The sequence below is a fragment of the Streptomyces sp. SID13726 genome, assembly GCF_010548375.1.
Lineage (GTDB): Bacteria > Actinomycetota > Actinomycetes > Streptomycetales > Streptomycetaceae > Streptomyces.
Map to the genome: position 1 here is coordinate 108,796 of NZ_JAAGLY010000021.1, position 25,050 is coordinate 133,845.

At 69.6% G+C, this 25,050-nt stretch carries 22 protein-coding genes, 1 tRNA gene and 1 pseudogene; 13 read left to right on the forward strand and 11 right to left on the reverse strand.

The window, feature by feature from the left end; genetic code table 11:
* Window positions 1-262: 262 nt before the first annotated feature.
* Window positions 263-1,675, forward strand: coding sequence for a hypothetical protein (locus G3I78_RS37210; RefSeq protein ID WP_164433061.1), 1,413 nt, complete (start codon window positions 263-265; stop codon window positions 1,673-1,675).
* A gap of 2,417 nt (window positions 1,676-4,092) precedes the next feature.
* Here G3I78_RS37210 and G3I78_RS37215 read toward each other — a convergent pair.
* Both G3I78_RS37215 and G3I78_RS37220 read right to left on the reverse strand, forming a co-directional pair.
* Window positions 4,093-4,989 (reverse strand): annotated as a pseudogene (locus G3I78_RS37215) (serine/threonine-protein kinase); the annotation flags it as partial.
* Window positions 4,990-5,227: 238 nt separating this feature from the next.
* Window positions 5,228-5,776 (reverse strand): DNA-binding protein, encoded by a 549-nt coding sequence (locus G3I78_RS37220; RefSeq protein ID WP_031036313.1) that lies wholly within the window; start codon window positions 5,774-5,776, stop codon window positions 5,228-5,230.
* 183 nt (window positions 5,777-5,959) lie between these two features.
* On the opposite strand from G3I78_RS37220, the gene G3I78_RS37225 reads away from it, so the two are divergent.
* Both G3I78_RS37225 and G3I78_RS37230 read left to right on the forward strand, forming a co-directional pair.
* A tRNA-Ala gene (locus G3I78_RS37225) sits at window positions 5,960-6,032 on the forward strand.
* A 181-nt stretch (window positions 6,033-6,213) separates the two neighbouring features.
* On the forward strand, window positions 6,214-7,176 hold the full coding sequence (locus G3I78_RS37230) for a glycoside hydrolase family 6 protein (protein WP_164433063.1): 963 nt from the start codon (window positions 6,214-6,216) through the stop codon (window positions 7,174-7,176).
* A 131-nt stretch (window positions 7,177-7,307) separates the two neighbouring features.
* On the opposite strand, the gene G3I78_RS37235 is transcribed toward G3I78_RS37230, so the two are convergent.
* Window positions 7,308-8,276: a glycosyl hydrolase gene (locus G3I78_RS37235; RefSeq protein WP_164433065.1), complete on the reverse strand. Its 969-nt coding sequence runs from the start codon at window positions 8,274-8,276 to the stop codon at window positions 7,308-7,310.
* A gap of 145 nt (window positions 8,277-8,421) precedes the next feature.
* A complete protein-coding gene (locus tag G3I78_RS37240; protein WP_164433067.1) occupies window positions 8,422-9,123 on the reverse strand; it encodes a DUF5324 family protein in 702 nt (233 codons plus the stop codon).
* A gap of 242 nt (window positions 9,124-9,365) precedes the next feature.
* Between G3I78_RS37240 and G3I78_RS37245 the strand changes: the two genes are divergently transcribed.
* A complete protein-coding gene (locus tag G3I78_RS37245; RefSeq protein WP_164433069.1) occupies window positions 9,366-9,893 on the forward strand; it encodes a peptidylprolyl isomerase in 528 nt (175 codons plus the stop codon).
* 108 nt (window positions 9,894-10,001) lie between these two features.
* The gene (locus G3I78_RS37250; protein WP_164433071.1) at window positions 10,002-10,889 is read left to right on the forward strand and encodes a rhomboid family intramembrane serine protease; all 888 of its coding nucleotides are present in this window, start codon (window positions 10,002-10,004) and stop codon (window positions 10,887-10,889) included.
* A 257-nt stretch (window positions 10,890-11,146) separates the two neighbouring features.
* Here G3I78_RS37250 and crgA read toward each other — a convergent pair whose 3' ends face one another.
* On the reverse strand, window positions 11,147-11,401 hold the full coding sequence (gene crgA, locus G3I78_RS37255; protein ID WP_164433073.1) for a cell division protein CrgA: 255 nt from the start codon (window positions 11,399-11,401) through the stop codon (window positions 11,147-11,149).
* A gap of 146 nt (window positions 11,402-11,547) precedes the next feature.
* On the opposite strand from crgA, the gene G3I78_RS37260 reads away from it, so the two are divergent.
* From G3I78_RS37260 to G3I78_RS37295, 8 genes are all read left to right on the forward strand, one after another.
* Window positions 11,548-12,327, forward strand: coding sequence for a DUF881 domain-containing protein (locus tag G3I78_RS37260; RefSeq protein ID WP_164433076.1), 780 nt, complete (start codon window positions 11,548-11,550; stop codon window positions 12,325-12,327).
* Window positions 12,328-12,354: 27 nt separating this feature from the next.
* On the forward strand, window positions 12,355-13,026 hold the full coding sequence (locus G3I78_RS37265; protein WP_164433078.1) for a class E sortase: 672 nt from the start codon (window positions 12,355-12,357) through the stop codon (window positions 13,024-13,026).
* Window positions 13,027-13,042: 16 nt separating this feature from the next.
* Window positions 13,043-13,240, forward strand: coding sequence for a hypothetical protein (locus tag G3I78_RS37270; protein WP_199873683.1), 198 nt, complete (start codon window positions 13,043-13,045; stop codon window positions 13,238-13,240).
* Window positions 13,237-13,875, forward strand: coding sequence for an aminodeoxychorismate/anthranilate synthase component II (locus G3I78_RS37275; protein ID WP_164433079.1), 639 nt, complete (start codon window positions 13,237-13,239; stop codon window positions 13,873-13,875). Before G3I78_RS37270 ends, G3I78_RS37275 begins: the two co-directional genes overlap by 4 nt.
* Window positions 13,872-14,894, forward strand: coding sequence for a class E sortase (locus G3I78_RS37280; protein ID WP_164433081.1), 1,023 nt, complete (start codon window positions 13,872-13,874; stop codon window positions 14,892-14,894). The genes G3I78_RS37275 and G3I78_RS37280 overlap by 4 nt, the downstream gene beginning before the upstream one ends.
* Window positions 14,895-14,907: 13 nt before the next feature.
* Window positions 14,908-15,642, forward strand: a complete 735-nt coding sequence (locus G3I78_RS37285; protein WP_164433083.1) for a class E sortase — start codon at window positions 14,908-14,910, stop codon at window positions 15,640-15,642.
* Between the two features lie 153 nt (window positions 15,643-15,795).
* Window positions 15,796-16,239 carry a hypothetical protein gene (locus G3I78_RS37290; RefSeq protein WP_164433085.1) on the forward strand — a complete coding sequence of 148 codons (444 nt, stop codon included), beginning with the start codon at window positions 15,796-15,798 and terminating at the stop codon, window positions 16,237-16,239.
* Window positions 16,240-16,489: 250 nt separating this feature from the next.
* Window positions 16,490-17,230 (forward strand): hypothetical protein, encoded by a 741-nt coding sequence (locus G3I78_RS37295; protein WP_164433087.1) that lies wholly within the window; start codon window positions 16,490-16,492, stop codon window positions 17,228-17,230.
* 117 nt (window positions 17,231-17,347) lie between these two features.
* Here G3I78_RS37295 and pknB read toward each other — a convergent pair whose 3' ends face one another.
* The 6 genes from pknB to G3I78_RS37325 all read right to left on the reverse strand — a co-directional run.
* Window positions 17,348-19,345: a Stk1 family PASTA domain-containing Ser/Thr kinase gene (gene pknB, locus G3I78_RS37300; RefSeq protein WP_164433089.1), complete on the reverse strand. Its 1,998-nt coding sequence runs from the start codon at window positions 19,343-19,345 to the stop codon at window positions 17,348-17,350.
* A gap of 169 nt (window positions 19,346-19,514) precedes the next feature.
* Window positions 19,515-20,987 carry a penicillin-binding protein 2 gene (locus G3I78_RS37305; RefSeq protein WP_164433091.1) on the reverse strand — a complete coding sequence of 491 codons (1,473 nt, stop codon included), beginning with the start codon at window positions 20,985-20,987 and terminating at the stop codon, window positions 19,515-19,517.
* Window positions 20,984-22,426: an FtsW/RodA/SpoVE family cell cycle protein gene (locus G3I78_RS37310; protein WP_164433093.1), complete on the reverse strand. Its 1,443-nt coding sequence runs from the start codon at window positions 22,424-22,426 to the stop codon at window positions 20,984-20,986. The genes G3I78_RS37305 and G3I78_RS37310 overlap by 4 nt, the downstream gene beginning before the upstream one ends.
* Before the next feature lie 27 nt (window positions 22,427-22,453).
* Entirely contained in the window at window positions 22,454-24,028 is a 1,575-nt protein-coding gene (locus tag G3I78_RS37315; RefSeq protein WP_164433110.1) for a Stp1/IreP family PP2C-type Ser/Thr phosphatase, read from the reverse strand.
* 98 nt (window positions 24,029-24,126) lie between these two features.
* On the reverse strand, window positions 24,127-24,642 hold the full coding sequence (locus G3I78_RS37320; RefSeq protein WP_164433095.1) for an FHA domain-containing protein: 516 nt from the start codon (window positions 24,640-24,642) through the stop codon (window positions 24,127-24,129).
* A 10-nt stretch (window positions 24,643-24,652) separates the two neighbouring features.
* On the reverse strand, window positions 24,653-25,050 hold a 398-nt coding region (locus G3I78_RS37325; protein WP_164433097.1), incomplete at its 5' end, for an FHA domain-containing protein.

The window sequence follows — 25,050 nt, forward strand, 5'->3', positions numbered from 1 at the left end:
CGATTCTGAGATTCGATTCTGAGACTCGAGTCTGAGCAGACCCCGGCCGTGGTTGCGGTCGGGGTTTTGTGTTGCCTGGACCTGGACCTGGACCTGGCTCCGGACTCGGATTCCGGTGCGGGCTGTGGCTCCGGGTTTCGGACGGTCGTACGGATTGCGGGGGTGGCCGTCGGGCCGGCGGGGCAGGATGGGCCACGATCGGTGAGCCGTCCGCACGGGCGGCCGTAGGAGCTCGGGCGCGGGTACGGAGGGGTGGCGCGGGATGGGGCGGCGGCGTACGGCGTGGCGGCGGGTGGCCGTGGTGGGGGCGGTGCTGAGCGCGGTGGCGGGTGCGCCGGGGGGACTGGTCCTCGCGGCTTCCCCCTCACCCTCGTCCTCCTCTGCCTCCCCTTCTTCTTCCTCGTCCTCTGCTACGACCTCCTCGTACGCGTTCGCCGAAGGGGCGCCGTCGGTCACCGGGGCGGTGGGGACCGCGGACGCCGAGGAGTTGTCGCCTGGGACGACGTACCGGAGTTCGCTGCCGAGCGAGGGCAAGGTGTACTACCGCCTCGAACTCGACGGCACGTCGACCGTGTACGTCGCCGCGACGGCCGTACCCCCCGCGGGCGCCGCCGTCGCCACCACGGACGGCGTCAGGGTCTTCCTCCAGGACGCCGACGGGCGTTCCTGTTCCACGGACACCGCAGGCGTCGGTGCCGGCCGCAGCGTGCGTCCCCTCACCGTGTGGGGCGCGCGTGAGCTGCCGTCGGGCGGGTCGCTGTGCCAGAACGCCGGGACGTACTACGTCGTCGTCGAACGGGTGCGGCGGACCGTTTCCTCGCCGGGGGACTGGGATCTGGAGCTTGCGCCCGTGCTGGAACCCCGGCTGCGGCAGGCCGGTTCGACCAGCGCGCCCGAGGCCTGGGACTCGGCCACGCCTGCGCCGCCCGGCGGGGAGCCCGTGGCAGTGCGGGGTGGCGGGGGGTTCGGCTCGGCGGCGGCGCTGGAGCAGGGGGTGTGGCGGGACGACGTACGGCCCGGGCAGACGCTGTTCTATGAGGTGCCGGTCGGTTGGGGGCAGCAGTTGTATGCCACGGCCGATGTGGGCAGTTCGGCGGGTGGCGGCGGGGGCGGCTCCGGCACCGGCGGGTCGGGTGGCGGGGGGTTTGTCGCGGGGGCCGTGAATCTGGCGCTGTACAACCCCGTGCGCGGGCTCGTCGACGATACGAGCATCAGCTACAACGGCAGCCAGAAGTCAGGGGCGTTGGCTGCTGTGCCGCCGGTCGAGTACGGCAACCGGTATGCCGTTTCCGGCCGGGTGAGCGGGATGCGGTTCGCGGGGGCCTACTACCTCGTCGTACATCTCGCGGAGCGGGTGGGCGAGGAGTTCGGGGACGGGCCGCTGGGGTTGACGCTGCGGGTGCGGGTGAAGGGGGCGGCGACGGTGGGGCCCGGGTATGTGGGGTCGTCCGAGCCTTCCGGGATCTTTCAGGTGGGTGTTCTGGGTGAGGGGGCGGGGGTGGCCGGGGGTGCCTCTCGGGGTGACGGTGGTGCGGGTGGTGGTGCGGGTGGCGGTGCGGGTGGTGGTGCTGGGATGACGCTGGTGGCTGTTGGGGGGATCGGGGTGGGGACTGTGGTGTTGGTGGTTCTCGGGGTGTGGACGGTGGTGGGGCGGCGGAGGGCTGCTGGGGTGTAGGGCTTCGGGTTGGGGGTGTCTCCGGGGGCGGGGGCGTCCGGTTGAGCGGTCGTTCTTTTCGGGTGTGCTTGCCCGGGTGTGCTTGTCCGGGTGGCGTGCCGCTCAGGACTACGGCGGCTCGGCTGCGGGGGGCTTGTCGAGGTGTCGGGATGTCAGATCTGGGTCAGGGCCCAGAAACCCACGGCGTAGCAGGCCAGAGCCAGGAGTAGCAGCGGGATCGCCACCTTGGCGGGTGGGCCGCTTCGGCGTGCTCGTGAAACTGCTCGGGCGGGAGGCGGAACCTGTGGGCTCTGAGCGGTGTACGAAGCAGTAGAGGCATCTTCGCGGAGCTGGTGCGGGGTGTGTGGGGAGCGCGGGGCGCGGGGTTGGGGGGAGGGCAGGACGTGAGTGGGGGGTGTGGGGTCGTGGGGGGAGATGCGGGCGGGGTGAGCTGGTGCGTGCTGATGTTGTTGGGCCTGGGCCTGGGGGCGTGGCTGTGGGCGGGGCTGGTGTTCCGGTGGCGGGGGGAAGCTGCTGGTGCCCGATGCCGAGGGGGGCTGGGGTGGAGCGGGGGGCGTGGCGCGTGGGGACCATGGGGGCGCCGAGCCGGTGAGGGGGGTGGTGGTCGGGTAGGGCGCGTCGGGGTCTACGGCTTCTGTGCCGGCGTTTGGGTTGGGGCGGAAGGGGGCGGCGTGTGGCGGGTGGGCTGTCTCGCCGGGCCAGGACGGGGGGTTGGACTGCTCGTGCCGCGGGGTCGAGTTGGCGTCTCCGGGCCCGGGCCACGACGGTGGGTCGGCCTCGTCGGGGCGGTGCGTTGGGCGTGCGTGCCTGGGCCAAGGCGCAGGGTTGGCTTCGCCGGACCAGGACGGTGCGTTTCCCTCGCCGGGCTGGGGCGCCCTGTGTATCTCCCTGGCCCCGGACGGGTCGTTACCTGCCTCGGGCTGAGGCGCCGCGCTTCTTCCGTTGGACCAGGAATCGGACCAGGGAGGGGTGCTGGCTGCCTCGCCGGGTTGGAAAGGCGGCTCACTTACTCCATCACGGGGGTGGGAAGGCGGCTCACTTATCCCGCCACGGGGGTGAGAAGGCATCCCGCTTCCCTCACCGGGCCAGGGGGGCACCCCGCTTGGCCCGTGGGGGCGGGAACGCCCACTTCCTTCACCGGGCCGGGAGGGCATTTCGCCTGGTTCGCCGGGGTGGAGGGGACGTCGGCTTCCTTCGCCGGGACGCGAGGACTTCTTGCCGGGGTCGTTGGGGCGGAGGGAGGGGTTGTTTCCCTCACCCGGCCACGACGGCATCTCACCTGGTTCGCCGGGCTGAGGGGAGCGGCTGTTTCGTCCATCGGGCCAGGGCGGCGAGGGCATCCCGACTTGCCCCTCGGGGCGGGGGGACCGTCCCTCTTCACCGGGCCGGGAAGGTATTTCGCCTGCCTCACCGGGCTGGAGGGGCCGTTCGCTCCATCCGCCAGGCCAGGAGGACGCCTCGTTCGAACCCCCGGGCTGGGGCGGCACCCCACCCGGCTCCCCACGATGGGAGGGCGCTCTGTCCGGTTCCCCGGATTGGGAGGGCACTCCGCCTGGCCCCTCGGGCAGGGAGGAACTGCCCGCGTTTCCTCCGGTGGGCCAGTGAGGAGGCGGCTGGCCAGCGTCGCCCTGCTGGGATCCAGCCCCGTTGCCTTCGCCGAACCAGGAGGATGCTCCTCCCGACTCACCGGGGGGTCGGGAAGCAACCCCGTTGGTGCCCTCGCCGGACCAAGAGGGCACCGCACCTGGTCCGCCGGACCCGGCCTCGTACCTGGACCCGGTACCGGGCTCCTGCCCGGACGCGTAACCGGCACCGGGTTCGTACGCGGACGCGGCGTCTGGCCCGGGCTCGTACCTGGACCCGCCACCGGACATGTCCCCGGACCCGGCGTCTGGACCGTGCTCGTACCTGGCCCCGGCACCGGGCTCCTGCCCGGACGCGTAACCTGCACCGGGTTCGTACCCCGACCCGGCATCTGGCCCGGGCTCGTACCCGGACCTGGCCCTGGGTTCCTGCCCGGACCCGGCATCTGGCCCGACCTCGGGCCTGTACCGGGCACCGGGCTCCTGCCCGGACCCGGACCTGGACCTGGACCCGGACCTGGCACCAGGCTCCTGCCCGGGCCCGGGCCCGGACCCGGACCCGGCCTCGTACTCAGGTCCGTCACCAGACCCGGCCCCAGCCTCAGATCGCGCACCGGCCCCACCCCCGGAACCAGGCCAAGACACCCCCGCATCTCCTCCGGCGGCACCAAACGCCCCCACATTTCCAGCCCCACCCCCGGAGCCCACCGCACCCCCCGGGCCTACACCACCCCCGGAGCCCACCGCACCCTCAGGGCCCACACCACCCCCGAAGCCCCTCTCGCCCCCGTACCCCGCCCTGTCGTCTCCCCCCATCCGAACCCTCCGAGGATCCACCCCCGGAGCCTGCTTCACAGGACCCCCCGCCCCGAACCCCGGTGGCAGAGGACCGAGTTGGTCGAAGATCTCTATCGAGTCGTCGTCGGGGCCGGGGTCCGGGAGGAGTTCTCGGGCGGCGGCGAGGGCCTTGCGGGCGCCTGTGGCGGTGCGGAAGCGGGCGTGGGGGTCCGGTTGGAGGAGGGAGGAGACGACCTGCCAGAGCGGGTCGGGGACGCTCTGGGGCGCGCTCGGGGTGCCGTGGGCGGCGAAGTACTGGATGAGCGCCTTGGCGTCGGGCTTGGCGCCCTCCAGGAGGTACAGCGCGACCAGGCCGACGGCGAACAGGTCGGCGGGGAAGTCCGGTTCCGCGCCCATCATCTGCTCGGGGGCGAGATAGCCGGGCGTGCCCACGACGAGGTTGGTCTCGGTCAGGCGCGGTTCGCCCAGCCGCATCGCGATGCCGAAGTCGGACAGGCGCAGCCGGGGCCGTCCGGTGCCGGTGGCCTCCAGCAGGATGTTGGCCGGTTTGATGTCCCGGTGCACGACACCTTCGGCGTGCACCGCGGCCAGTCCCGCGAGGAGCTGGTCGAGGAGGGTGCAGACGAAGGCGGGGGGCAGGGGGCCGTAGTCCCCGATCAGGTGGACCAGCGAGCCGCCGGAGACCAGGTCCATGGTGAACAGGACCTTGTCGTCGTCGGCGGCCCAGCTGGCCGGTGCGAGGACATGGGGGTGGTCGATCCGCAGGGCCTGTTCGCGGACGAACCGCAGCAGGGAGTGCGCGTCGCTCTGCAACAGGACCTTGGCCGCCACATAGCGGCGGCGCCGGTGGTCCCAGGCACGCCAGACGGCGCCCACGCCGCCGCGTCCGATCGGGTCGGCCAGTTCGTACCGGCCGGCGAACACCTCACCCATGACTGTGCGTCGCTCCTCCCCCTGCGGTTACCCCCCTTGCTTCCCCCTCGATGAGCGATACGACCCCTCGTGGCCTCCCTGATGAGAGATACGGCCCGTGTTCCTCGTCTCCTCGGCGGCCGGCACACCCCCGTGTGTCACCGCCGGTGAGGAGCGCGACCCCCTCGCGCTCCTCCGTCACACCCGTACGGCCCTCGGCCCGGCTGCCGAACCCCCTTCGGCGACCGGGCGGTCGGGCTCAGTTCTGGTGGGACTGGTAGTGCGTGACCGCGTCGGACGTGCGGCCGGCACCGTAGACCCGGAGGAACTCTGCCAGTTCCGGGTGGGTCGGGGCGAGGGTGTCGGCCGCGTCGATGATGTCTCCGGCGGCGGCCACCGAGCGCAGCAGCGACTGGATCTCGCGGACGACCCGCTTGACCGTCGGCGCACCCGAACTGCTCGTCGTGGTCGTGGTGTTGCTGAGCACCGAGCCCCCCTGCGACTTCTTGATCTCGTCCATCCGCTCGGTCGCCTCGGCGGCGCTCACGCTGCCGTCGGCGACCTGGCCCGCCAGGTCCTGCAGCAGCTGCACCCGCTGGACCACGGCGGGATTTCCGATCTTCGCCCGCTGACCGCTCATCAGCTGACTCAGCATCGGAGCGGACAGTCCCAGTACCCCCGCGAGACGGGCCTGGTTGAGGCCGAGGTCGTCTATGAGCTTCCGAAAGAGCGCCCCCAGCGGCTCCCCGTACCAGTTCCGCTGAAGCTCCCGCGCTCTTGCGGTCGCTTCCTGTTGTGCGGCGTCCATGTGCGTCTCCCCATCGCTTCCCCAAAAAACCGTGGTTCGCGACAGCGAACCACGCCGAGCATCTTACGGAGAGTGGTCGTTCGCGGGGACCCCCAATCTTTTTGCGGAGCACCGGGGATGACCCGGTACTCTGGTCTCGACGCCCACCGGTCAGCGGTAGGTCCGGCGGACGTCTCTCGTCCCGGGGCCTTAGCTCAGTTGGTAGAGCGCTGTCTTTGCATGGCAGATGTCAGGGGTTCGACTCCCCTAGGCTCCACACCTCATCCCCTCCGACCTGCGGATACGCGGGCGGAGGGGATTTTCGTGCGCGGGCGGGCCGGCTCGGGGTGCCGGTGGGGCGCCGCCGGGTCATGATCGGACCACGTGTCCTCTCCCCCGGAGCGCACGGGTCCCCTGCCTTGGAGCGATCGACTCCCCGACCGCACAGCGGATGCCCCATGCACAGTCGCCGCGTTCGTTCCCTCCCCTGTCTCCTCGCCGCCCTGGCCCTCCTGCTGGTGGCCGCCGGTCTGCCGGCGGCCCCCGAACCGGTCTCCCTGTGGGTCGATCCGAGCACTCCCGCCGCGCTCCAGGCCGCCGAGTACCGTCGCCTCGGCCGGACCGAGGACGCGGCCCTGATGGACCGGATCGCCGGCCGCCCCCAGGCCACCTGGCTCACCGGCGCGAACCCCGGCCCGACCGTGCGCGCCGCCACCAGCGGGGCGGCCCTCGCGGGGCGTACCGCGCTGCTCGTCGCCTATCACATCCCGCAGCGTGACTGCGGGTCCTTCTCCGCGGGCGGCGCGGACGACGCACGGGAGTACCGGGCCTACGTCGACTCCTTCGCGGAGGGGCTCGGCGACCGGGGCGCCCTCGTCGTACTCGAACCCGACGCCGTCGCGCAGACCCTGGCCGATTGTCCGCAGACGGGGACCGCGGACCGCCTCGCCCTGCTGGCCTACGCGGTGGGGCGGCTCAAGCGGCAGCCGCACACCCGGGTCTACGTCGACGCCGGGAACCCCGGCTGGATCACCGACGTGTCCTGGCTGGCCCGAGCCCTGCGCCGGGCCGGGGTGGACGGGGCCGACGGCTTCGCGCTCAACGTCTCCAACTTCCAGACCACGGCGACCGTGACGTCGTACGGCAGACGCCTGGCCGAGGCGCTCGGTGGCGACCCGCACTTCGTCGTCGACACCAGCCGGAACGGCAACGGCCCCTATATCGGCGTCGACGCGTGGTGCAATCCGCCGGGCCGGGCCCTGGGCAGCCCGCCCACCACGGAGACCGGGGTCCCGGGCGTGGACGCCTACCTGTGGATCAAGCGGCCGGGGGAGTCCGACGGAACCTGCCGGGGCGGACCGCCGGCCGGGCAGTGGTGGCCGCAGTACGCACTGGACCTGGCCCGCGCCGCCCAGGACTGACCGGCACAGGGCTCAGCAGCACGTCGCCCGGCTGTCTGTCGGCATCGCTCGGCTGTCCGTCGGCACCGCCCAGCGGTCCGTCGGGCGCCCGCGACGCCGTAACCGGTACTCACCGACCCGCGCCCCATCCCCTACCGTCCGCCCATCAACTCCCGGTACACCTCAGAAGCCCGCGGATGCCCCCGGCACCCCCACACCCCGTGCGGGCAGTAGTCGCTGATCGACTGGTAGAGGGGACGCTCGCGGGCGAACCACGTGAGCATGCCGCGCATGTACGCCGGGTTGTCGCCGTTCTCGAAGAGGCCCCACTCCTGGTACGAGAACGGCTTGCCGTGGGCGCGGGCGAAGCGGACGTGGGCGCGCAGGCCGTACGGCTCGTCGAGCTGGGCGGTGAAGCTCAGGCCGCGCGGGGCGTCGTAGGCGTCCATGCCGATGATGTCGACGACCTCGTCGCCCGGGTAGCAGCGCGGCCACGGGATCGCGTCGCGGCCGCGGGTGGGGGTGAACTCGAAGCGGAAGCGCTGGCCCGGGACCGAGCGCATCGCGCGGACGATCCTCGTCCAGTACGCCTTCCAGGCCGCGGGGTCGGGGCCGCAGCGGTGGGTGTAGGTGGTGCCGTTCATCTCCCAGCCGAGCACGAGGACCGTGTCCGGGACGCCCAGGGACGTCAGCCGGCGGGCCAGGGCGCGGAAGTGGCCGTCGTAGGCGCCGCTCGCCCCGCGGCGGAGTTCGGCGCGGACCACGGCGTCGGACAGGTGGGCCTCCGTGCGTTCCAGCATCGGCACGTTGAGGACGAACATCCGCTTCGGGTCGGCCCGGCGCCAGGCCGCCCAGGACTCCAGGTAGCCCGGCGCGCCCTCGATGTTGCTCCAGCGGTCGCCCGGCAGATACACGTGCCCGACCCGGGGCGCGGGCCCGCCCAGCCAGGTGCCGAAAGCCGTGAGCCGGTCCACGTCGGCCGGTTCGTAGCCGACGTACGCGCCGTACGCTCCGGACGCGGAAGCCGCCGCGGGGGGTTCGGAGGTGCGGGGCGTGCAGGCCGCGGCCAGGAGCAGCAGTACGGCGGCCAGGGCGGGCAGCCCGTGGCGGGAGGGCTTCATGAGGGCGGCGGTCCCTCCGGTTCGGGAGACGGGTCCCTGCGACTGTGCCGCACGGGAGCCGTGCCGTACCGGTTCCGCCACCCCGTCGGGTGAACAGCACGGTGGGGCGGAAACCCTTCCGCCCCACCACTGCTACAGGCCCGCGTCAGCGCCCGTCGTCGCGCCGGGCCGCGTCCTCCTCGGCCTCCTTCGCCTGGACCTCCGGGTCCAGGACGGACCGGCCGCTGCCGTCCACGGACGTCAGACGGCCCGGCTCGGGCACCTCGGTCGCGGCGGGGGGCTCGACCAGCCAGTCCGGGTTGGCCTGCTTGTCCCACCACTTCCAGGCGGCGAACGCGCCGCCCGCGACGATGCCCGCCACCGCCAGCGCCTTGGCGAGCCGGCCGGCGCGCGCCCGGCGCTCGCGCTTGCGGATCAGCTTCTGGATGTCCTTGGGCGAGACCTGGCCGCGCAGGGCGACCAGCGCGGCCGCGCTGCGGGCACCGGCCTCCTCGCGGACCGGCCCGGCCGCGGCGACGGCCTGCTCGATCCTCGGACGGGAGTAGTCGGCGGCCTGCCGAGCCGCCTTGCGGGTGCGGACGGCGGCTTCGTGGGCGGCCTGGTCGACCTTCGGCGGAACATGCGTGCGAGCCTGCTCCAGGCGCGGCGCGACATGGGCGCCGTACTGGACACGGGCCTGCTCGGCGGCCTGGGACACCTTCGGCGCGAGCCGTACGCGTGCCTCGTGCGCGTAGTGCGAGGCCCTGTCCTTGGCCGTGTCGGCGTAGGGCGCCACCACTTCCGCGGCGTGCAGCACGCTGTCCTTCGCCGAGCCGGTAGCGGCGCGCACGCTGTCGATGCGGGTCACGGGATCCTCCTCCTCGGTGGCGTACGGTATTTCGACTTTCCACCCTTTTACGGATCATGCCTGCCGGTGCACTGCCCGCCACCTGAGGGAGGGCATCCGGATCAATAGCGGATGAATACGTGGCAACAGGAGCTTGTCGACGACAATGCCACGGATCGCCGCCCAGCGCCCCTGCCCGGACCCCGCCCGACCGGATCCGTGCGAGGATCGGTGGGGCACAACAAGACAACGGAAGGCAGATCGTGGCCGAGCAGCTTTACGCCACCCTCAAGACGAACCACGGCGACATCGAAGTCCGGCTCCTGCCGAACCACGCCCCGAAGACGGTCAAGAACTTCGTCGAGCTCGCCCAGGGCGAGCGCGAGTGGACGCACCCCGGCACCGGTGAGAAGTCCACCAAGAGGCTCTACGACGGCACGATCTTCCACCGTGTCATCAGCGGTTTCATGATCCAGGGCGGCGACCCGCTGGGCACCGGCATCGGCGGCCCGGGCTACGAGTTCGAGGACGAGTTCCACCCCGACCTCGGCTTCAACAAGCCCTACCTGCTCGCCATGGCCAACGCCGGCCCGGGCACCAACGGCTCCCAGTTCTTCGTCACCGTCTCCCCGACGGCCTGGCTGAACCGCAAGCACACCATCTTCGGCGAGGTCACGGACGCGGCCAGCCAGAAGGTCGTGGACGCGATCGCCGCCGTCAAGACCAGCCGCCCCAACGACCGTCCCGTCGAGGACGTCGTCATCGAGTCGGTCGTCATCGAGACCCGCTGAGGTCCCGCGGGTACCCCCGCGAAGGGAACCAAACGCCCCGCTCAACCGTAAGGATGAGCGGGGCTGTGCAATGTCCGTACGACGACTCAGGGCGACTTAGGGGATGTCATGAACCAGGAGGCGGGCGGTTCACCGCAGGCCCAGAGCCTGCCCGGCTGCTATCGGCACCCGGACCGCGAGACCGGCATCCGCTGCACCCGCTGCGAGCGCCCGATCTGCCCCGAGTGCATGGTCAGCGCCTCCGTCGGATTCCAGTGCCCCGACTGCGTGCGGGACGGCGGCGGCAGCGGACCCGCGCCGGCCGCCGCGCGGCCCCGCACCATCGCGGGCGGCACCGTCACGGCCGACCCCCGGCTGCTCACCAAGGTCCTGATCGGGATCAACCTCGCGGTGTTCATCGCCATCCAGGCCAACGCGTCCCTGGCGACCGATCTCAGCCTCATCGGGGCCTATCCGCCAGCGCCGTTCCAGCCCACCGAGGGCGTCGCGGACGGGCAGTACTACCGCCTGGTGACCTCGATGTTCGCGCACCAGGAGATCTGGCACATCGGCTTCAACATGCTGAGCCTGTGGTGGCTCGGCGGCCCCCTTGAGGCGGCCCTGGGGCGGGCGCGCTACCTCGCGGTCTACTTCGTCTCCGGTCTCGCGGGCAGCGCGCTGGCCTATCTGCTGGCCAGTCCGGTCACCCAGACGCTCGGCGCCTCCGGTGCCATCTTCGGCCTCTTCGGCGCGACCGCGGTGCTGATGCGCCGGCTCAACTACGACCTGCGGCCGATCATCGCGCTGCTGGTGATCAACCTGATCTTCACCTTCAACCCGTCGTTCAACATCTCCTGGCAGGCCCACATCGGCGGCCTGGTCGCGGGCGTGATCACCGGCTACGGCATGGTCCACGCCCCGCGTGAGCGGCGGGCGCTGGTGCAGTACGGCACCTGCGCGCTGGTGCTGCTGGTCGTCGTGGGCATGACGCTGTTGAGGACTGCCCAGCTCACCTGAGCGGCCCGTTGTCCACAGCGCGTGCCGGATCTTGTGCATACCGTGCGGGAACAGCTGTGCCCCCTGTCACCGACCCGTGTTCATGCAGGTCAGGCAGGGGGCGAACAGGCTTGCGGGGCTTGGTGCGATGGTCGTACCGGCGTCAACACCCGAGGGGTTATCCACAGATCGTCGTCTTTTCCCCAGCCCGTTGTGGAAATGGCCCCAGGCTGTGGATAACTCAGCGGATACCCCTGGGCAGAGCTACTTCCGCGGAGCTATTTCCACTGGGTGGAGACGCCGAACCCGGCGGCGATGAAGCCGAAGCCCACCACGATGTTCCAGTTGTCCAGGGCGTCGATGGGCAGCGAGCCGTCGGTCACATAGAAGACGACGATCCAGGCGAGCCCGATGAGGAACATGGCCAGCATCACGGGGGCGACCCATGCGCGGCTGTTCAGCTTGATGGCGGTCGCCTGCTTCGCCTGGGGCGGCGTGTAGTCGGCCTTCTTGCGGATACGTGACTTCGGCACGAGGGTCTCTCCTGTCGATGCGCTGCGTGGCCGCGCAGGTAACTGGTCGGGCTCCGGCTCCGGGCAGCGTACAAGGGGACTCTTAGCGCTCCCCCGGGCGTCCGTTAGCGTAGTGCTTCCGCGGCGCCGAAGGAGATAAGGGTACGTTGAGCAATTCTGCCGACTCCCCCCAGGCCGGATCCAGCCCTGTACGCGGGCGGGGTTTCCGGCCCGTGCGGGTGCTCACCGTGGGGGTCTTCGCTCTCGCGGGGCTCATCTTCTTCACGAGTTTCAACACGGCCAAGGGCACCAACATCCGCACGGACGCCTCCTTGCTGAAGCTCTCGGACCTCATCCAGGAGCGCAGCCACAAGAACGGCGGGCTCGACGAGTCGAACGGCTCGCTGCGCCGGGACGTCGAGGCGCTCGCCGAGCGGGACGACGGCAGCACCCGCGCCGAGGACGACAAGCTCGCGGCCCTGGAGAACCGGGCCGGCACCCAGAAGCTCAAGGGCGACGCGATCACCGTCACCCTCGACGACGCCCCGCCGAACGCGACCGCCAAGCTCCCCGGCTACCCCGAGCCGCAGCCCGACTACCTGGTCATCCACCAGCAGGACCTCCAGGCCGTGGTCAACGCCCTGTGGCAGGGCGGCGCCAAGGGCGTCAAGGTCATGGACCAGCGGCTGATCTCCACCAGCGCCGTGCGCTGCGTGGGCAACACCCTGATCCTCCAGGGCCGGGTCTACTCACCGCCGTACAAGATCCAGGCGATCGGCGACCCCGGGAAGCTGAAGCAGTCGCTCGCGGACTCCAAGGCGATCCAGAACTACATGGTCTACGTCAATGTGTACGGCCTCGGCTGGAATGTCGCCGACGACAGCACGGTGACTCTTCCCGGCTACTCGGGCACAGTGGATCTGCACTACGCGAAGCCCGTGGAGTGAGCACGGTGTGAGCCTCAGGAGCTGCCGGTGCGAGTCGTCGTCAGGACCGTCAGCGAGCTGTGCATCACCGTAGGCGCCCTGATAGTGCTGTTCGTCGTCTATGTGCTGTTCTGGACGGGTGTGAAGGCCGACCACGTCATGGACGACCAGATAGACACCCTGCAACGGCAGTGGGCGACCACCGCTCCCACGCCGAAGGCCTCCGCGAGCCCGGCGGGTGTGACGTACCGCGACGGACAGCCCTTCGCGGTCATGTACATCCCGCGTCTTGGTTTCACGTGGAACAAGCCCGTGCTCCAGGGCACCGGCGTCGGCACCCTGAAGAAGGGCCTCGGTCACTACGCCGGCACCGCGCGGCTCGGGGGCAAGGGCAACTTCTCCGTCGCAGGTCACCGGCGTACGTACGGAGATCCGTTCAAGGACTTCCCGAAGCTGCGGCGGGGTGACGCGGTGGTGCTGACCGACGGAACCACCTGGTTCACGTATCGGATCGACAAAGGGCCTTACAAAACAGTGCCCACCGACATTGAGGTGATCGATCCTGTGCCACGTAAGTCGGGGTATACGCGGCCCGGCCGCTATCTCACGCTGACCACGTGCGATCCGGAGTGGGGACACAGCCATCGGCTGATCGTCTGGGCACACCTGGACTCCACACAGCCTGTGGAGGACGGCAAGCCTGTTGCCCTGCGCCGTTAGTCTGGTGCGGTACGGCGTGAGTCTGGTGCCGTGGTGCGACGGAAGGGACGGCATGTACGGCTGGATCTGGCGGCATCTGCCGGGGAACGCATGGGTGAAGGCGTTCCTCTCACTCGTGCTGGTCGTTGCTGTGGTCTACGTCCTGTTCCAGTACGTCTTCCCGTGGGCCGAACCGCTGCTGCCCTTCAACGATGTGACGGTGGACAACCAGTGAGCGCGCGCATTCTCGTCGTCGACAACTACGACAGCTTCGTCTTCAACCTGGTCCAGTACCTCTATCAGCTGGGCGCCGAGTGCGAGGTGCTGCGCAACGACGAGGTGTCGACGGCGCACGCCCAGGACGGCTTCGACGGCGTACTGCTGTCGCCCGGCCCCGGGACCCCCGAGGAGGCGGGCGTGTGCGTGGACATGGTCCGCCACTGCGCCTCGACCGGGGTGCCGGTCTTCGGCGTCTGCCTCGGCATGCAGTCGATGCAGGTGGCGTACGGCGGTGTCGTGGACCGCGCCCCCGAGCTGCTGCACGGCAAGACGTCCCTGGTCGAGCACGAGGGACGCGGGGTCTTCGCCGGGCTGCCGACGCCGTTCACGGCGACCCGGTACCACTCCCTGGCCGCCGAGCCGGCGACGGTGCCGGCCGAGCTGGAGGTCACCGCGCGGACGCACGACGGGATCATCATGGGGCTCAGGCACCGTGAACTCCCGGTCGAGGGCGTGCAGTTCCACCCCGAGTCGGTGCTGACGGAGCACGGTCACCTGATGCTGGCCAACTGGCTGGTGGAGTGCGGCGACCAGGGCGCGGTGGCGAGGTCGGCGGGGCTCGCCCCGGTGGTGGGCAGGGCCACGGCGTGACCGCGCTGCGCCCCGAGCGCGAGGACCTGTACGGCGACGCGTCGTACGAGTCCCACGGCGGTGCGTCCACCGACGGGGCGGCGACGCGGTATCTGCCGCCCATCGACGAGGAGACGGTGGCGCTGCGGATACCCGATCCGCCGCCGCAGTCCATACCCGCCTCTGACGCCTCTTCCGTCACATCCGCCTCTGGAACCCCGGAGGGCGGCCGTGCGGCCCGCAGAAAGGCCGCCAAGCGCCGTCACGGGCGGCACGGTGGTTCTCGTACGGCCTCGGAGGCCGCCGAGGAGAACGGGCAGGCCCCGCTCTCGCGGGTGGAGGCCCGTCGGCAGGCGCGGGCGGCGAAGCCCGGCGCGGCCGTCGTCGCGAGCCGGGCGATAGGCGAGGTGTTCATCACCACCGGTGTGCTGATGCTGCTGTTCGTCAGCTACCAGCTGTGGTGGACCAACGTCCGGGCGCACGCGGCGGCGGACAAGGAGGCGAGCAGCCTCCAGGACGACTGGGCGAGCGGCAAGGGCGCCCCGGGCACCTTCGAGCCGGGCCAGGGTTTCGCGCTTCTCCACATCCCCAAGCTCGACGTGGTCGTGCCGATCGCCGAGGGCGTCAGCAACAAGAAGGTGCTCGACAAGGGCATGGTCGGGCACTACGGCGAGGGCGCGCTGAAGACGGCGATGCCCGACGCCAAGACCGGCAACTTCGCCCTCGCGGGTCACCGCAACACGCACGGCGAGCCGTTCCGGTACATCAACAAGCTGTCCCCGGGCGACCCGATCGTCGTCGAGACACAGGACGAGTACTACGTCTACAAGATGACGTCGACCCTGCCGGTGACGTCTCCGAGCAACACGAGCGTGATCGACCCCATCCCCAAGGGATCCGGTTTCACCACGGCCGGTCGCTACATCACCCTCACCACGTGCACGCCGGAGTTCACCAGCAAGTACCGGTTGATCGTCTGGGGCAAGATGGTCGAGGAACGGCCGCGCAGCAAGGGCAAGCCGGATGCGCTCGTCGAGTAGGGGCAGATGACCAGTGGCAGCGACCACGGAGCAAGAACAGCACACCGGCACCTCCGCACCGCGCCGCCGCGGCGGCGGGCCGATCGCCATGGCGGTCAGCGTCTTCGGTGAACTCCTCATCACGGCGGGCCTGGTGCTCGGCCTGTTCGTCGTCTACTCCCTGTGGTGGACGAACGTCGTCGCCGACCGCGTGGCCGACAAACAGGCCGACAAGGTCCGGGACGGCTGGCTGCAACGGGACACCGGTCCCGGCGCGCTGGACACCAAGAACGGCATCGGCTTCCTGCACGTCCCCGCGATGAGGAACGGCGAGGTCCTGGTCGAGAAGGGCACCTCGACGAAGATCCTCAACGACGGTGTCGCCGGCTACTACACCGACCCCGTCAAGGCCGCGCTCCCCACCAGCGGCAAGGAGGGCAACTTCACCCTCGCCGCCCACCGCGACGGCCACGGCGCGAAGTTCCACAACATCGACAAGCTCAAGAAGGGCGACCCGATCGTCTTCGAGTCGAAGGACGACTGGTACGTCTACAAGGTCTACGCCGTCCTCCCCGAGACCTCGAAGTACAACGTCAAGGTCCTCGGCCAGATCCCCAAGGAATCCGGCAAGAAGAAGGCCGGCCACTACATCACGCTGACGACGTGCACGCCGGTGTACACCTCGCGGTACCGGTACGTGGTGTGGGGGGAGCTGGTGCGGACGGAGAAGGTGGACAGTGAGCGGACTCCGCCGGAGGAACTGCGCTGACTCCGCGCTGACTCCGCGCTGACTCCGCGCGCTCACGTGATCCAGATCACTTGTGGGCCGCTCGCGCCTCCTTGCCCCCTCGATGTCGATGAAAATACGATGAGATTTCATCGAATGACTGTTCGAGGGGGAAATTTGCAGTCTTCAAGAAAGATGGCCGTCGTAGGTGTCGCCACTGCCCTGATGTCCGTTGCGGGCATTTCCCAGGCCGGCGCACTCTCGTACTCGGGGACCACTTGCGAGAGCCTTCGCCCGTGTCTTTCCCTGTACTACAACTCCAACCAACAGGGCTCGCACACCAGCTTCTACGGATATGGCGACCTCGACAATCTGGCCGGTTACACCTTCGCCTCGGATTCCGCGGGGAAGGGACAGCCGGTCAAGAACAATGCCGCGTCGGCGTACTTCTCCTCGAAGACCCCCGACGAAAGTGCGGTCATCTATTTCAACAGCAACCAGGGCGGCGCCTGTGACTGGCTCTGGGCGCAGGGCGGTCGGTACTCCATCGCGAACCGGCTGAACAAGACGTACAACGAGAACGCTTCCCTCCGGGTGAAGGACGGAAGCGCGGGTCTGAGCGACTGCTATCAGTTCTGAGCGGGCCAGAAGTCATGCGGGTGCCGGACGCGAGCTCGACGCGTCCGGCACCTTTCACGTCGGAGGAGTATCCATGTCCAGGCAAGTTGGTCGACCCCTGGGCGGCACCCTTCTCGCCTGCGCCCTGCTGATGGGCACAGCGGCTTGCGAGGGGAGTACGGGAGGCGCCCCCGGTCGATCGCACACGTTGACGCCGGTGCCGGCCCCGACCGGCGAAAGCCCCGCAGAGCCCTCGGCTCTGGAGAAGTACTTGGAACTTCCGATCGCCAAGTACGCCTTCAGCGTGGAAGAACTCGATCTGATGTCCCGTGCGGAATGGAAGATCACCAGGGAATGCATGCGCGAGTACGATCTCGCCTACGATCTCGAACGGTCCGCATCCGCGGCGGAATATCAGCCCGGCAGCAACCGACGTTATGGCGTACTGAACGCCCAGGTGGCCTCGCGGTACGGCTACGAAATTCCCGATGCGGCGCCTGCCGCGAGCCAGGAGACCGTGTCGGAGAAGCAGCTCCTCGCTCTGAACGGCCGTCCCGGTGGCACCGCGGAAGTGAATGGGCGAAAGGTGCCGGAAGGCGGCTGCCTGGGGCGGGCGAAGTCGGAGATTCGAGGGCGGTACACCGACGCGAAGGGTGCCGAGGTGGCCAGCTCTATCGCCACCGAGAGCTTCACGGAATCCCTTGAGGCACCGGATGTCGTGAAGGCGACTCGTGACTGGTCGCAGTGCATGAAGGAAAAGGGCTTCTCGTACAGCACGCCTCTCCAGGCGCTCGGTGCGGACGAGAACTCCGGGGCGAAGGTCACGCGGCGCGAGATATCCGTCGCGACGACGGACATCGCCTGCAAGGAAAGCACCGGTCTCGTCAAGATCTGGAGCAGCCGGGAAACCGCGATCCAGGACTCCTTGATCGCGAAGAACCAGACCGACCTCAAGCGCCTGGCCGTGTCCCATCGGAAGGTCGTCAGCGAGGCGCGTTCCGTGCTCGGCTGACGACCGGGACGCGGTGAACGAGCGGGCCCCGGCACTCTCACCGGAGTGCCGGGGCCCGCTTCTTGCTACGGCCGGATCGATCCTCAGCTGAGGCCGAGGCCGAGGCCGGGTCCAGGCCTAGCCGCCTCCGCCTCCGAAGAAGCCCCCGCCGTTGTTCCCGCCGTTGTTGTTGCCGTTGCCGACGCTCACCGAGGCCAGGGTGATCTGGGTGCTGCCCGGGTCGTTGACCTCGTCGCCGGCGTTCGGGCTCTGCTGTATGACGAGGGCCGTGTCGCTCTGGTCGCTGCCGTTGGCGAACTGGATGTTCGTGAAGCCGGCGTTGTTCAGGGTCTGCTTGGCCTGGCCCACCGTCTGGTTGACGACGTTCGGGACCTCGGTCTTGTCCGCCGCCTTGCCGATCTGGATGTTGACCGACGAGTTCTTGTCGACCTCGGTGCCGGCCTGCGGCGTGGTCGTGATGACCTTGCCGATCTGGTTGGTGTCGTTGGTCTCGACCTCGGTGCAGTTGCCGACCAGGTTGTTCTGGGTCATCTGCGCCTTGGCGTCGTCACAGGACTTGCCGGTGACGTCCGGGACCGTGGACTTCTCCTCGGGCTTGGCGATGGTGAGGGTGACCGTCGACCCCTTCTCGACTTCCTTGCCGGAGACGGGGTCCTGCTCCAGGACGCTGTTCTCGGTCTCCGTGGACTCGCGGGTCTTGGTCTTGACCTCGAGCTTGTAGTCGTCGCCCTCCAGCTTCTCCGTCGCCTCGTCGACGTCCAGGCCGATGACGCTGGGGACGGTGACCTTCGGAGCGCCCGTCGACACCACGATGCTGACGGCGGACTGCTTGTCGACCGTCTGACCGCTCGCCGGGTCCTGGCTGCAGATGTTGCCCTTGGCCGTGTTCTCACAGGCCTTCTGGGTCACTTCGCCGAGTTTGAGATCGCTGTTGGTCAGCTGTTTCTCGGCGTCGGCCTGCGACTGGTTGACGAGGTTGGGCACCTTCACGCTGTCGTTGCCCGCGCCGCCGGTGCCGCTGAAGATCCACTTGCCGATCAGGATCGCGCCGACGAGCACCAGGACGCCCGCCACCACCAGCAGGATCGTCGAGGTGTTCGACTTCTTCTGGCGGCGCCGGTCGGGGCGGTCGTCGTAGCCGAAGCCGCCGTCGTCCGGGCTCATCGGGGGCAGCATGGTGGTGGCGCCCGCGTCGGAGCGCAGGGCCGTGGTCGGCTGGTCGTCGGGGTAGCCGCCGTAGCCCACCGAACCCATCGCCGCGGTGGCCGCGACCGGCTGGCCGTCGAGGCATGCCTCGATGTCGACGCGCATCTCGTCGGCCGACTGGTAGCGGTAGTTGGGGTCCTTCATCAGGGCCCGCAGGACGATGGCGTCCATCTCGGGCGTGATCTCGGGGTCGAAGACCGAAGGGGGCTGCGCCTCCTCGCGTACGTGCTGGTACGCGACGGCCACCGGGGAGTCGCCCACGAAGGGCGGACGGACCGTCAGCAGCTCGTAGAGGAGACAGCCGGTGGAGTAGAGGTCCGACCGGGCGTCGACCTGCTCGCCCTTCGCCTGCTCCGGCGAGAGGTACTGGGCGGTGCCGATGACCGCGGAGGTCTGGGTCATCGTCATGCCGGAGTCGCCCATGGCGCGGGCGATGCCGAAGTCCATCACCTTGACCTGGCCGTTGCGCGTGAGCATCACGTTGGCCGGCTTGATGTCCCGGTGGACGATGCCGCTGCGGTGGGAGTACTCCAGGGCCTGGAGGATCCCGATGGTCATCTCCAGGGAGCGCTCCGGCAGCAGCTTGCGGCCGCTGTGCAGGAGTTCGCGGAGCGTGGAGCCGTCGACGTACTCCATGACGATGTACGGGATCGAGACCCCGTCGATGTAGTCCTCGCCCGTGTCGTAGACCGCCACGATCGCGGGATGGTTGAGCGAGGCGGCCGACTGGGCCTCCCGGCGGAACCGGGCCTGGAAGGACGGGTCGCGCGCGAGGTCGGCGCGAAGCGTCTTCACCGCCACGGTGCGGCCGAGCCGCGTGTCCATGGCGAGGTAGACCTCCGCCATGCCACCACGGCCGAGCACCTGGCCCAGCTCGTACCGGCCGCCGAGGCGACGCGGCTCTTCCATAGCTTCCTACCAGCCCTCTCCGTCGGTCCCGACCGGCACGTGTGTGCCGTCGGAGGCTGCACTCCGGGCCTACCGTACCCGGCTAGCTTTGTGTGACCTGGCCAAGTGCGTCACCCGATACAGGACCGGTATCGCAACGTGCACCGATGTGAAGGGGACGTGAGCGGGGTCACTTCTTGGAGTCGATGACCGCCTCCATGACGCTCTTGGCGATGGGCGCCGCGAGACCGCCACCGGAGATGTTCTCGCGGACCGCGTCGTCGTCCTGGATGACGACGGCCACCGCGACCGGCGCGCTGTCGCCGACCTTGGCGTAGGAGATGAACCAGGCGTACGGGTTCTTGCTGTTGTTCTCGCCCTGCTGGGCGGTACCGGTCTTGCCGCCGACGGTGACCCCGTCGATCTGGGCGTTCTTGCCGGTGCCGTCCTTGACGACCGTCTCCATCATCGACTGGAGGATCTGCGCGTTCTCCGCCGACAGCGGCTCGCTCATCTTCTCCGGCTCGGTCTTCTCGAGGGTGTCGAGGTTCGGGGCCTGGAGCGAGTCGACCATGTACGGCTTCATCAGGGTGCCGTTGTTGGCGACCGCCGAGGCGACCATGGCCATCTGGAGCGGGGTCGCGGCGGTGTTGTACTGGCCGATGGAGGACAGCGCGGTCTGCGACGGGTTCATGTCGGCGGAGAAGACCGGCGCGCTGGAGCGGACCGGCGTGAACTGCTCCTCGGTGAAGCCGAACTTCTTGGCCTCGTCGAGCATCTTGTCGTTGCCGAGGTCGGAGCCGATCTTGCCGTAGACGGTGTTGCAGGAGTACTGAAGCGCCACGCGCATGGTGGCGTTCTTGCAGGGGATCGTGCCCTCGTTCTTCAGCTGGGTCGTGGTGCCCGGCATGGTCCACGGCAGCGGCGAGTCGGTCTTCTCGTCGGCCGTCTTGTACAGACCGTTCTCGAGCGCGGCGGCCGCCGTGACGACCTTGAACGTCGATCCGGGCGGGTAGACCTCGCGCAGCGCCCGGTTGAGCATCGGGTCGGCGGGGTTGTTCTTCTTGTCGAGCTTCTTCCACGCCTCGGCGTCGGCGTCGCTGCCGCCGGCGATCGTCGACGGGTCGTACGACGGGTACGAGGACAGCGCCAGGATCTTGCCGGTGGACGGCTCGATGGCGGCGACCGCGCCCTTGCCGCCCTGCTTCTTCAGACCGTCGTAGGCGGCCTTCTGCGCGGCGGCGTTGAGGGTGGTGACGACATTGCCGCCCTCCTTCGGCTTGCCCGTGAGCATGTCGAGGGTGTTGCGGAAGAACAGCCGGTCGTCGTTGCCGGTGAGGATGCCGTCCTCGATGGACTCCAGCTGGTTGGCGCCGTAGGCCTGCGACACGAAGCCGGTGACCGGCGCCCACATGGCGCCGTCCTTGTAGGTGCGCTTGAACTTGAAGTCGCCCGACGTCGTCTCCGCGTGCCCGGTGATGGCCTTGCCGTCGACGATGATGTCGCCGCGGGGCGTGGCGTACCGGGCGATCAGCACACGGCGGTTGTCGGGGTCGTCCTTGAGGCTGTCGGCCTTGACGTACTGGAGCCAGTTGTCGCGGACGAGCAGGGCGAGGACCAGGAGGCCGCAGAAGATCGCGATCCGGCGCAGGGGCTTGTTCATGACGGGCGGACCACCTGGGTCATCTCGGCGTCGGGGCTGGGGGCGGGCGCGGGGGCCGGACGGCGTGCGGTGTCGCTGATCCTGATCAGGATGCCGATCAGGGCCCAGTTGGCGATGACGGAGGAACCGCCGTACGCCAGGAAGGGCATCGTCATACCGGTCAGCGGGATCAGGCCCATCACACCGCCGGCCACCACGAAGACCTGGAGCGCGAAGGCGCCGGACAGGCCGATGGCGAGCAGCTTGCCGAACGGGTCGCGGGCGGCGAGGGCGGTGCGCACACCGCGCTCCACGATCAGGCCGTAGATCAGCAGGATCGCCATCAGGCCTGCCAGGCCCAGCTCCTCGCCGAAGGTGGCGAGGATGAAGTCGGAGTTGGCGGCGAAGCGGATCAGCTCGGAGTGGCCCTGTCCCCAGCCGGTGCCGAGGGTGCCGCCGGAGCCGAAGGCCCACAGGGCCTGCATGGACTGCTCGGAGTGACCGCCCACCCCGGCCTGGCTGAGCTTGTACTCCTTCATCGGGTCGAGCCAGGCCTGGACACGCTGCTGGACATGTGGTTCGAAGGAGGCCACGCCGACCGCGCCCGCCGCCGACATCAGCAGACCGAAGACGATCCAGCTGGTCCGCTCGGTGGCGACGTACAGCATGATGATGAACATTCCGAAGAACAGCAGCGAGGTACCGAGGTCGGTCTCGAACACCAGGATGAGGATCGAGATCATCCACACGACGATGATCGGACCGAGGTCACGGCCGCGCGGCAGGTACAGGCCCATGAAGCGGCGGCTGGCGAGGGCCAGTGCGTCACGCTTGACCATGAGGTAGCCCGCGAAGAAGACGGCCAGCACGATCTTGGCGAACTCACCGGGCTGGATGGTGAAGCTGCCGACCTGGATCCAGATCTTGGCTCCGTACGTGAGTTCGGCGCCGAGACCGGGGACCAGCGGGAGCAGCAGCAGGACCAGCGCGCCGACCATGGAGATGTAGGTGTACCGCTGGAGGACCCGGTGGTCCTTCAGGAAGATCAGGACGACGGCGAAGAGAGCGATGCCCATCGCCGTGTAGATCAGCTGGTTGGTCGCCTTGCCGCCGGCCTGGCCGATCTGCCGCAGCAGCGCCGACTGGTCCAGCCGCCAGATCGCCACGAGCCCGAGGCCGTTGAGCAGCGTGGCCAGCGGCAGCATCAGCGGGTCCGCGTACGGGGCGAACTTCCGTACGACGAGATGGGCGACGCCGGCCAGCAGACCGAGCCCCAGGCCGTAGCTGAGCAGCCCGGCCGGGACCTCGTCGTGCATGGCGAGACCCACGTTGGCGTAGGCGAAGACCGGGATGAGGACGGCGAACACCAGCAGTGCCAGCTCGGTGTTGCGACGGCTCGGGGCGCCGATCGCGCCGATCGTGGACGTGTGGTGCGTCGACGTGTTGGTTGTACTGCTCATGGTGTGACGGGGCCTCTCACGGCTGGCCTACTGCGTACCGCATTGCCCGACGACCTGCTTCTCCTTGTCCGAGAGAGTGGGGCCGGGGGTCGGAGTGGGCTTGGTCGGGGACGCGGAAGCGTTCGGGGACGGCGAGGTCGTGCCGGTCGGGGTCGGTGTCGGTGTGGCCTTGGACGTCAGGGAGGACTGAGTGGTTCCCGTGGTGCCGCCGGCCTGGCCCTCGCCCGTCTTGGAGTTCTTCCCGCTCTCCGTGGCCTGCGCCTCGGCCTGCTTCTTGCACGCGGAGGCCTGGACGCCCAGTTCGTCGATCTTGTTCTGGGCCGTCTTCAGGTCGCCCTCGGCGATGGTGCCCTCGACCGACTTCTGCTGGTACGGCGGCAGGTACTTGAGTTCGATCTCGGGGTGGTCCTTCTCCACCTCCGAGAGCGAGACCCAGGCCAGGTCCTGGCTGATGCCGCGGTACAGCGCGACGTGCTCGCCGTTGGTGCCGACGTAGTACTGCGTCTGCGTCCAGCGCCAACCGCCGTACAGGCCACCGCCGATGACGGCCAGCGCGAGGACCGAGTAGAAGGATCTCTTCAGCCACTTGCGGCCCTTGCGGGGCTTGACGAAGTCGTCGTCGGTGTAGTCGCCGAAGCTGCCCGCCTGCACGTAGCCGGTGGTGTCGCCGGAGCCGGGCGGGCCGAACTCGCCGCCCCCGCCCTGTCCCGGTACCTGCCGGCCGAGCCCGGAGGCGCGGCCCGCGGGGGTCTGCATGATGCCGTTGTCGTGCAGCTGGTGCTGGTTCTCGGCGACCGCGCCGACCACGACCGGGGTGTCGGAGAGCTGCCCGGCGAGGGTGTCCCCGGTGTCCAGGTCGAGCACGTCGGCCACGATGACCGTGATGTTGTCGGGGCCGCCGCCGCGCAGCGCGAGCTGGATCAGCTCCTGCACGGTCTCCTGGGGGCCCTGGTAGCTGGCGAGGGTGTCTTCCAGCGTCTGGTGGGAGACGACGCCGGAGAGGCCGTCGGAGCAGATCAGATACCGGTCGCCGGCCCGGACCTCACGGATCGACAGGTCGGGCTCGACATGCTCGCCGCTGCCCAACGCCCGCATCAGCAGGGAGCGTTGGGGGTGGGTGGTGGCCTCTTCCTCGGTGATGCGGCCCTCGTCGACCAGCCGCTGCACCCAGGTGTGGTCCTGCGTGATCTGGGTCAGTACGCCGTCCCGGAGCAGGTAGGCGCGCGAGTCGCCGACGTGCACCAGACCGAGGCGCTGGCCCGTCCACAGCAGGGCGGTGAGCGTGGTGCCCATGCCTTCGAGCTGGGGGTCCTCCTCGACCATGGAGCGCAGCTGGTCGTTGGCGCGCTGCACGGCGTGGCCGAGCGAGGTGAGGACATCGGAGCCGGGGACGTCGTCGTCGAGGGCGACGATGGTGGAGATGGCCTCGGAGGAGGCGACCTCACCCGCGGCGGCGCCGCCCATGCCGTCGGCGATCGCGAGCAGGCGCGGACCGGCGTATCCGGAGTCCTCGTTGCCCTCCCGGATCATGCCTTTGTGCGATCCGGCGGCGAAGCGCAGTGACAGACTCATGCGCACCTCGCCCGTCGGCTCCGGATACATCCGCACGGTGCCCACCCTCCGGTCGGGAGCGCGCCGGGGCCCGGGGTGGGGACCCACTCCGCGTGCTCGCTCCGCTCGCGCCTATTCATGATGTAGCACTACTTCCGCAGCTCGATGACGGTCTTGCCGATACGGATCGGCGCGCCCAGCGGAATCGGTGTGGGAGTCGTCAGCCGCGTACGGTCGAGATACGTGCCGTTCGTGGAGCCCAGGTCCTCGACGATCCACTGGCCGTCGCGGTCCGGGTAGATCCTGGCATGGCGGCTGGAGGCGTAGTCGTCGTCCAGCACGATGGTGCTGTCGTGCGCCCGGCCCAGGCTGATCGTCTGCCCCTGGAGCGCCACGGTGGTGCCGGTGAGGGTGCCCTCGGACACGACGAGCTTGGTGGGTGCGTTACGGCGCTGGCGCCCGCCGGCGGCCGGCTGCTGGCGCTGCTGCGGGGGCGCCTGCTGGCGCTGGGCCTGCTGGGCCCGGCCTGCCTCCCGGCGCGAGCCGCGCTGAGTGACACGCGTACCGAACAGGTCGCTGCGGATGACCTGCACGGCCACGATCACGAACAGCCACAGTACGGCCAGGAAACCCAGCCGCATGACCGTGAGGGTCAGCTCTGACATTGCCCCCGCTTCACCCTTCGGCTTGCCGGTAAATGATGGTGGTGCTGCCCACGACGATCCGCGAGCCGTCGCGGAGCGTAGCGCGGGTGGTGTGCTGCCCGTCCACCACGATGCCGTTGGTGGACCCGAGATCCTGGATCGTCGAGGGCGTTCCGGTCCGGATCTCACAGTGCCGGCGCGAGACGCCGGGGTCGTCGATCCGCACGTCGGCTTCGGTGCTGCGGCCCAGCACCAGCGTTGCGCGGGAGATCTGATGGCGGGTGCCGTTGATCTCGATCCAGTGGCGGGTACGGGAGCCCGGCGCGGGTGCGCCGACCGGTCCGCCGGCGCCGGGGCGCTGGGACGGGGCCGCCTGCGGATAGCCGTAGCCGCCGCCTGCCGCGCCACGACCGCCGGGCGGCGGGGCGG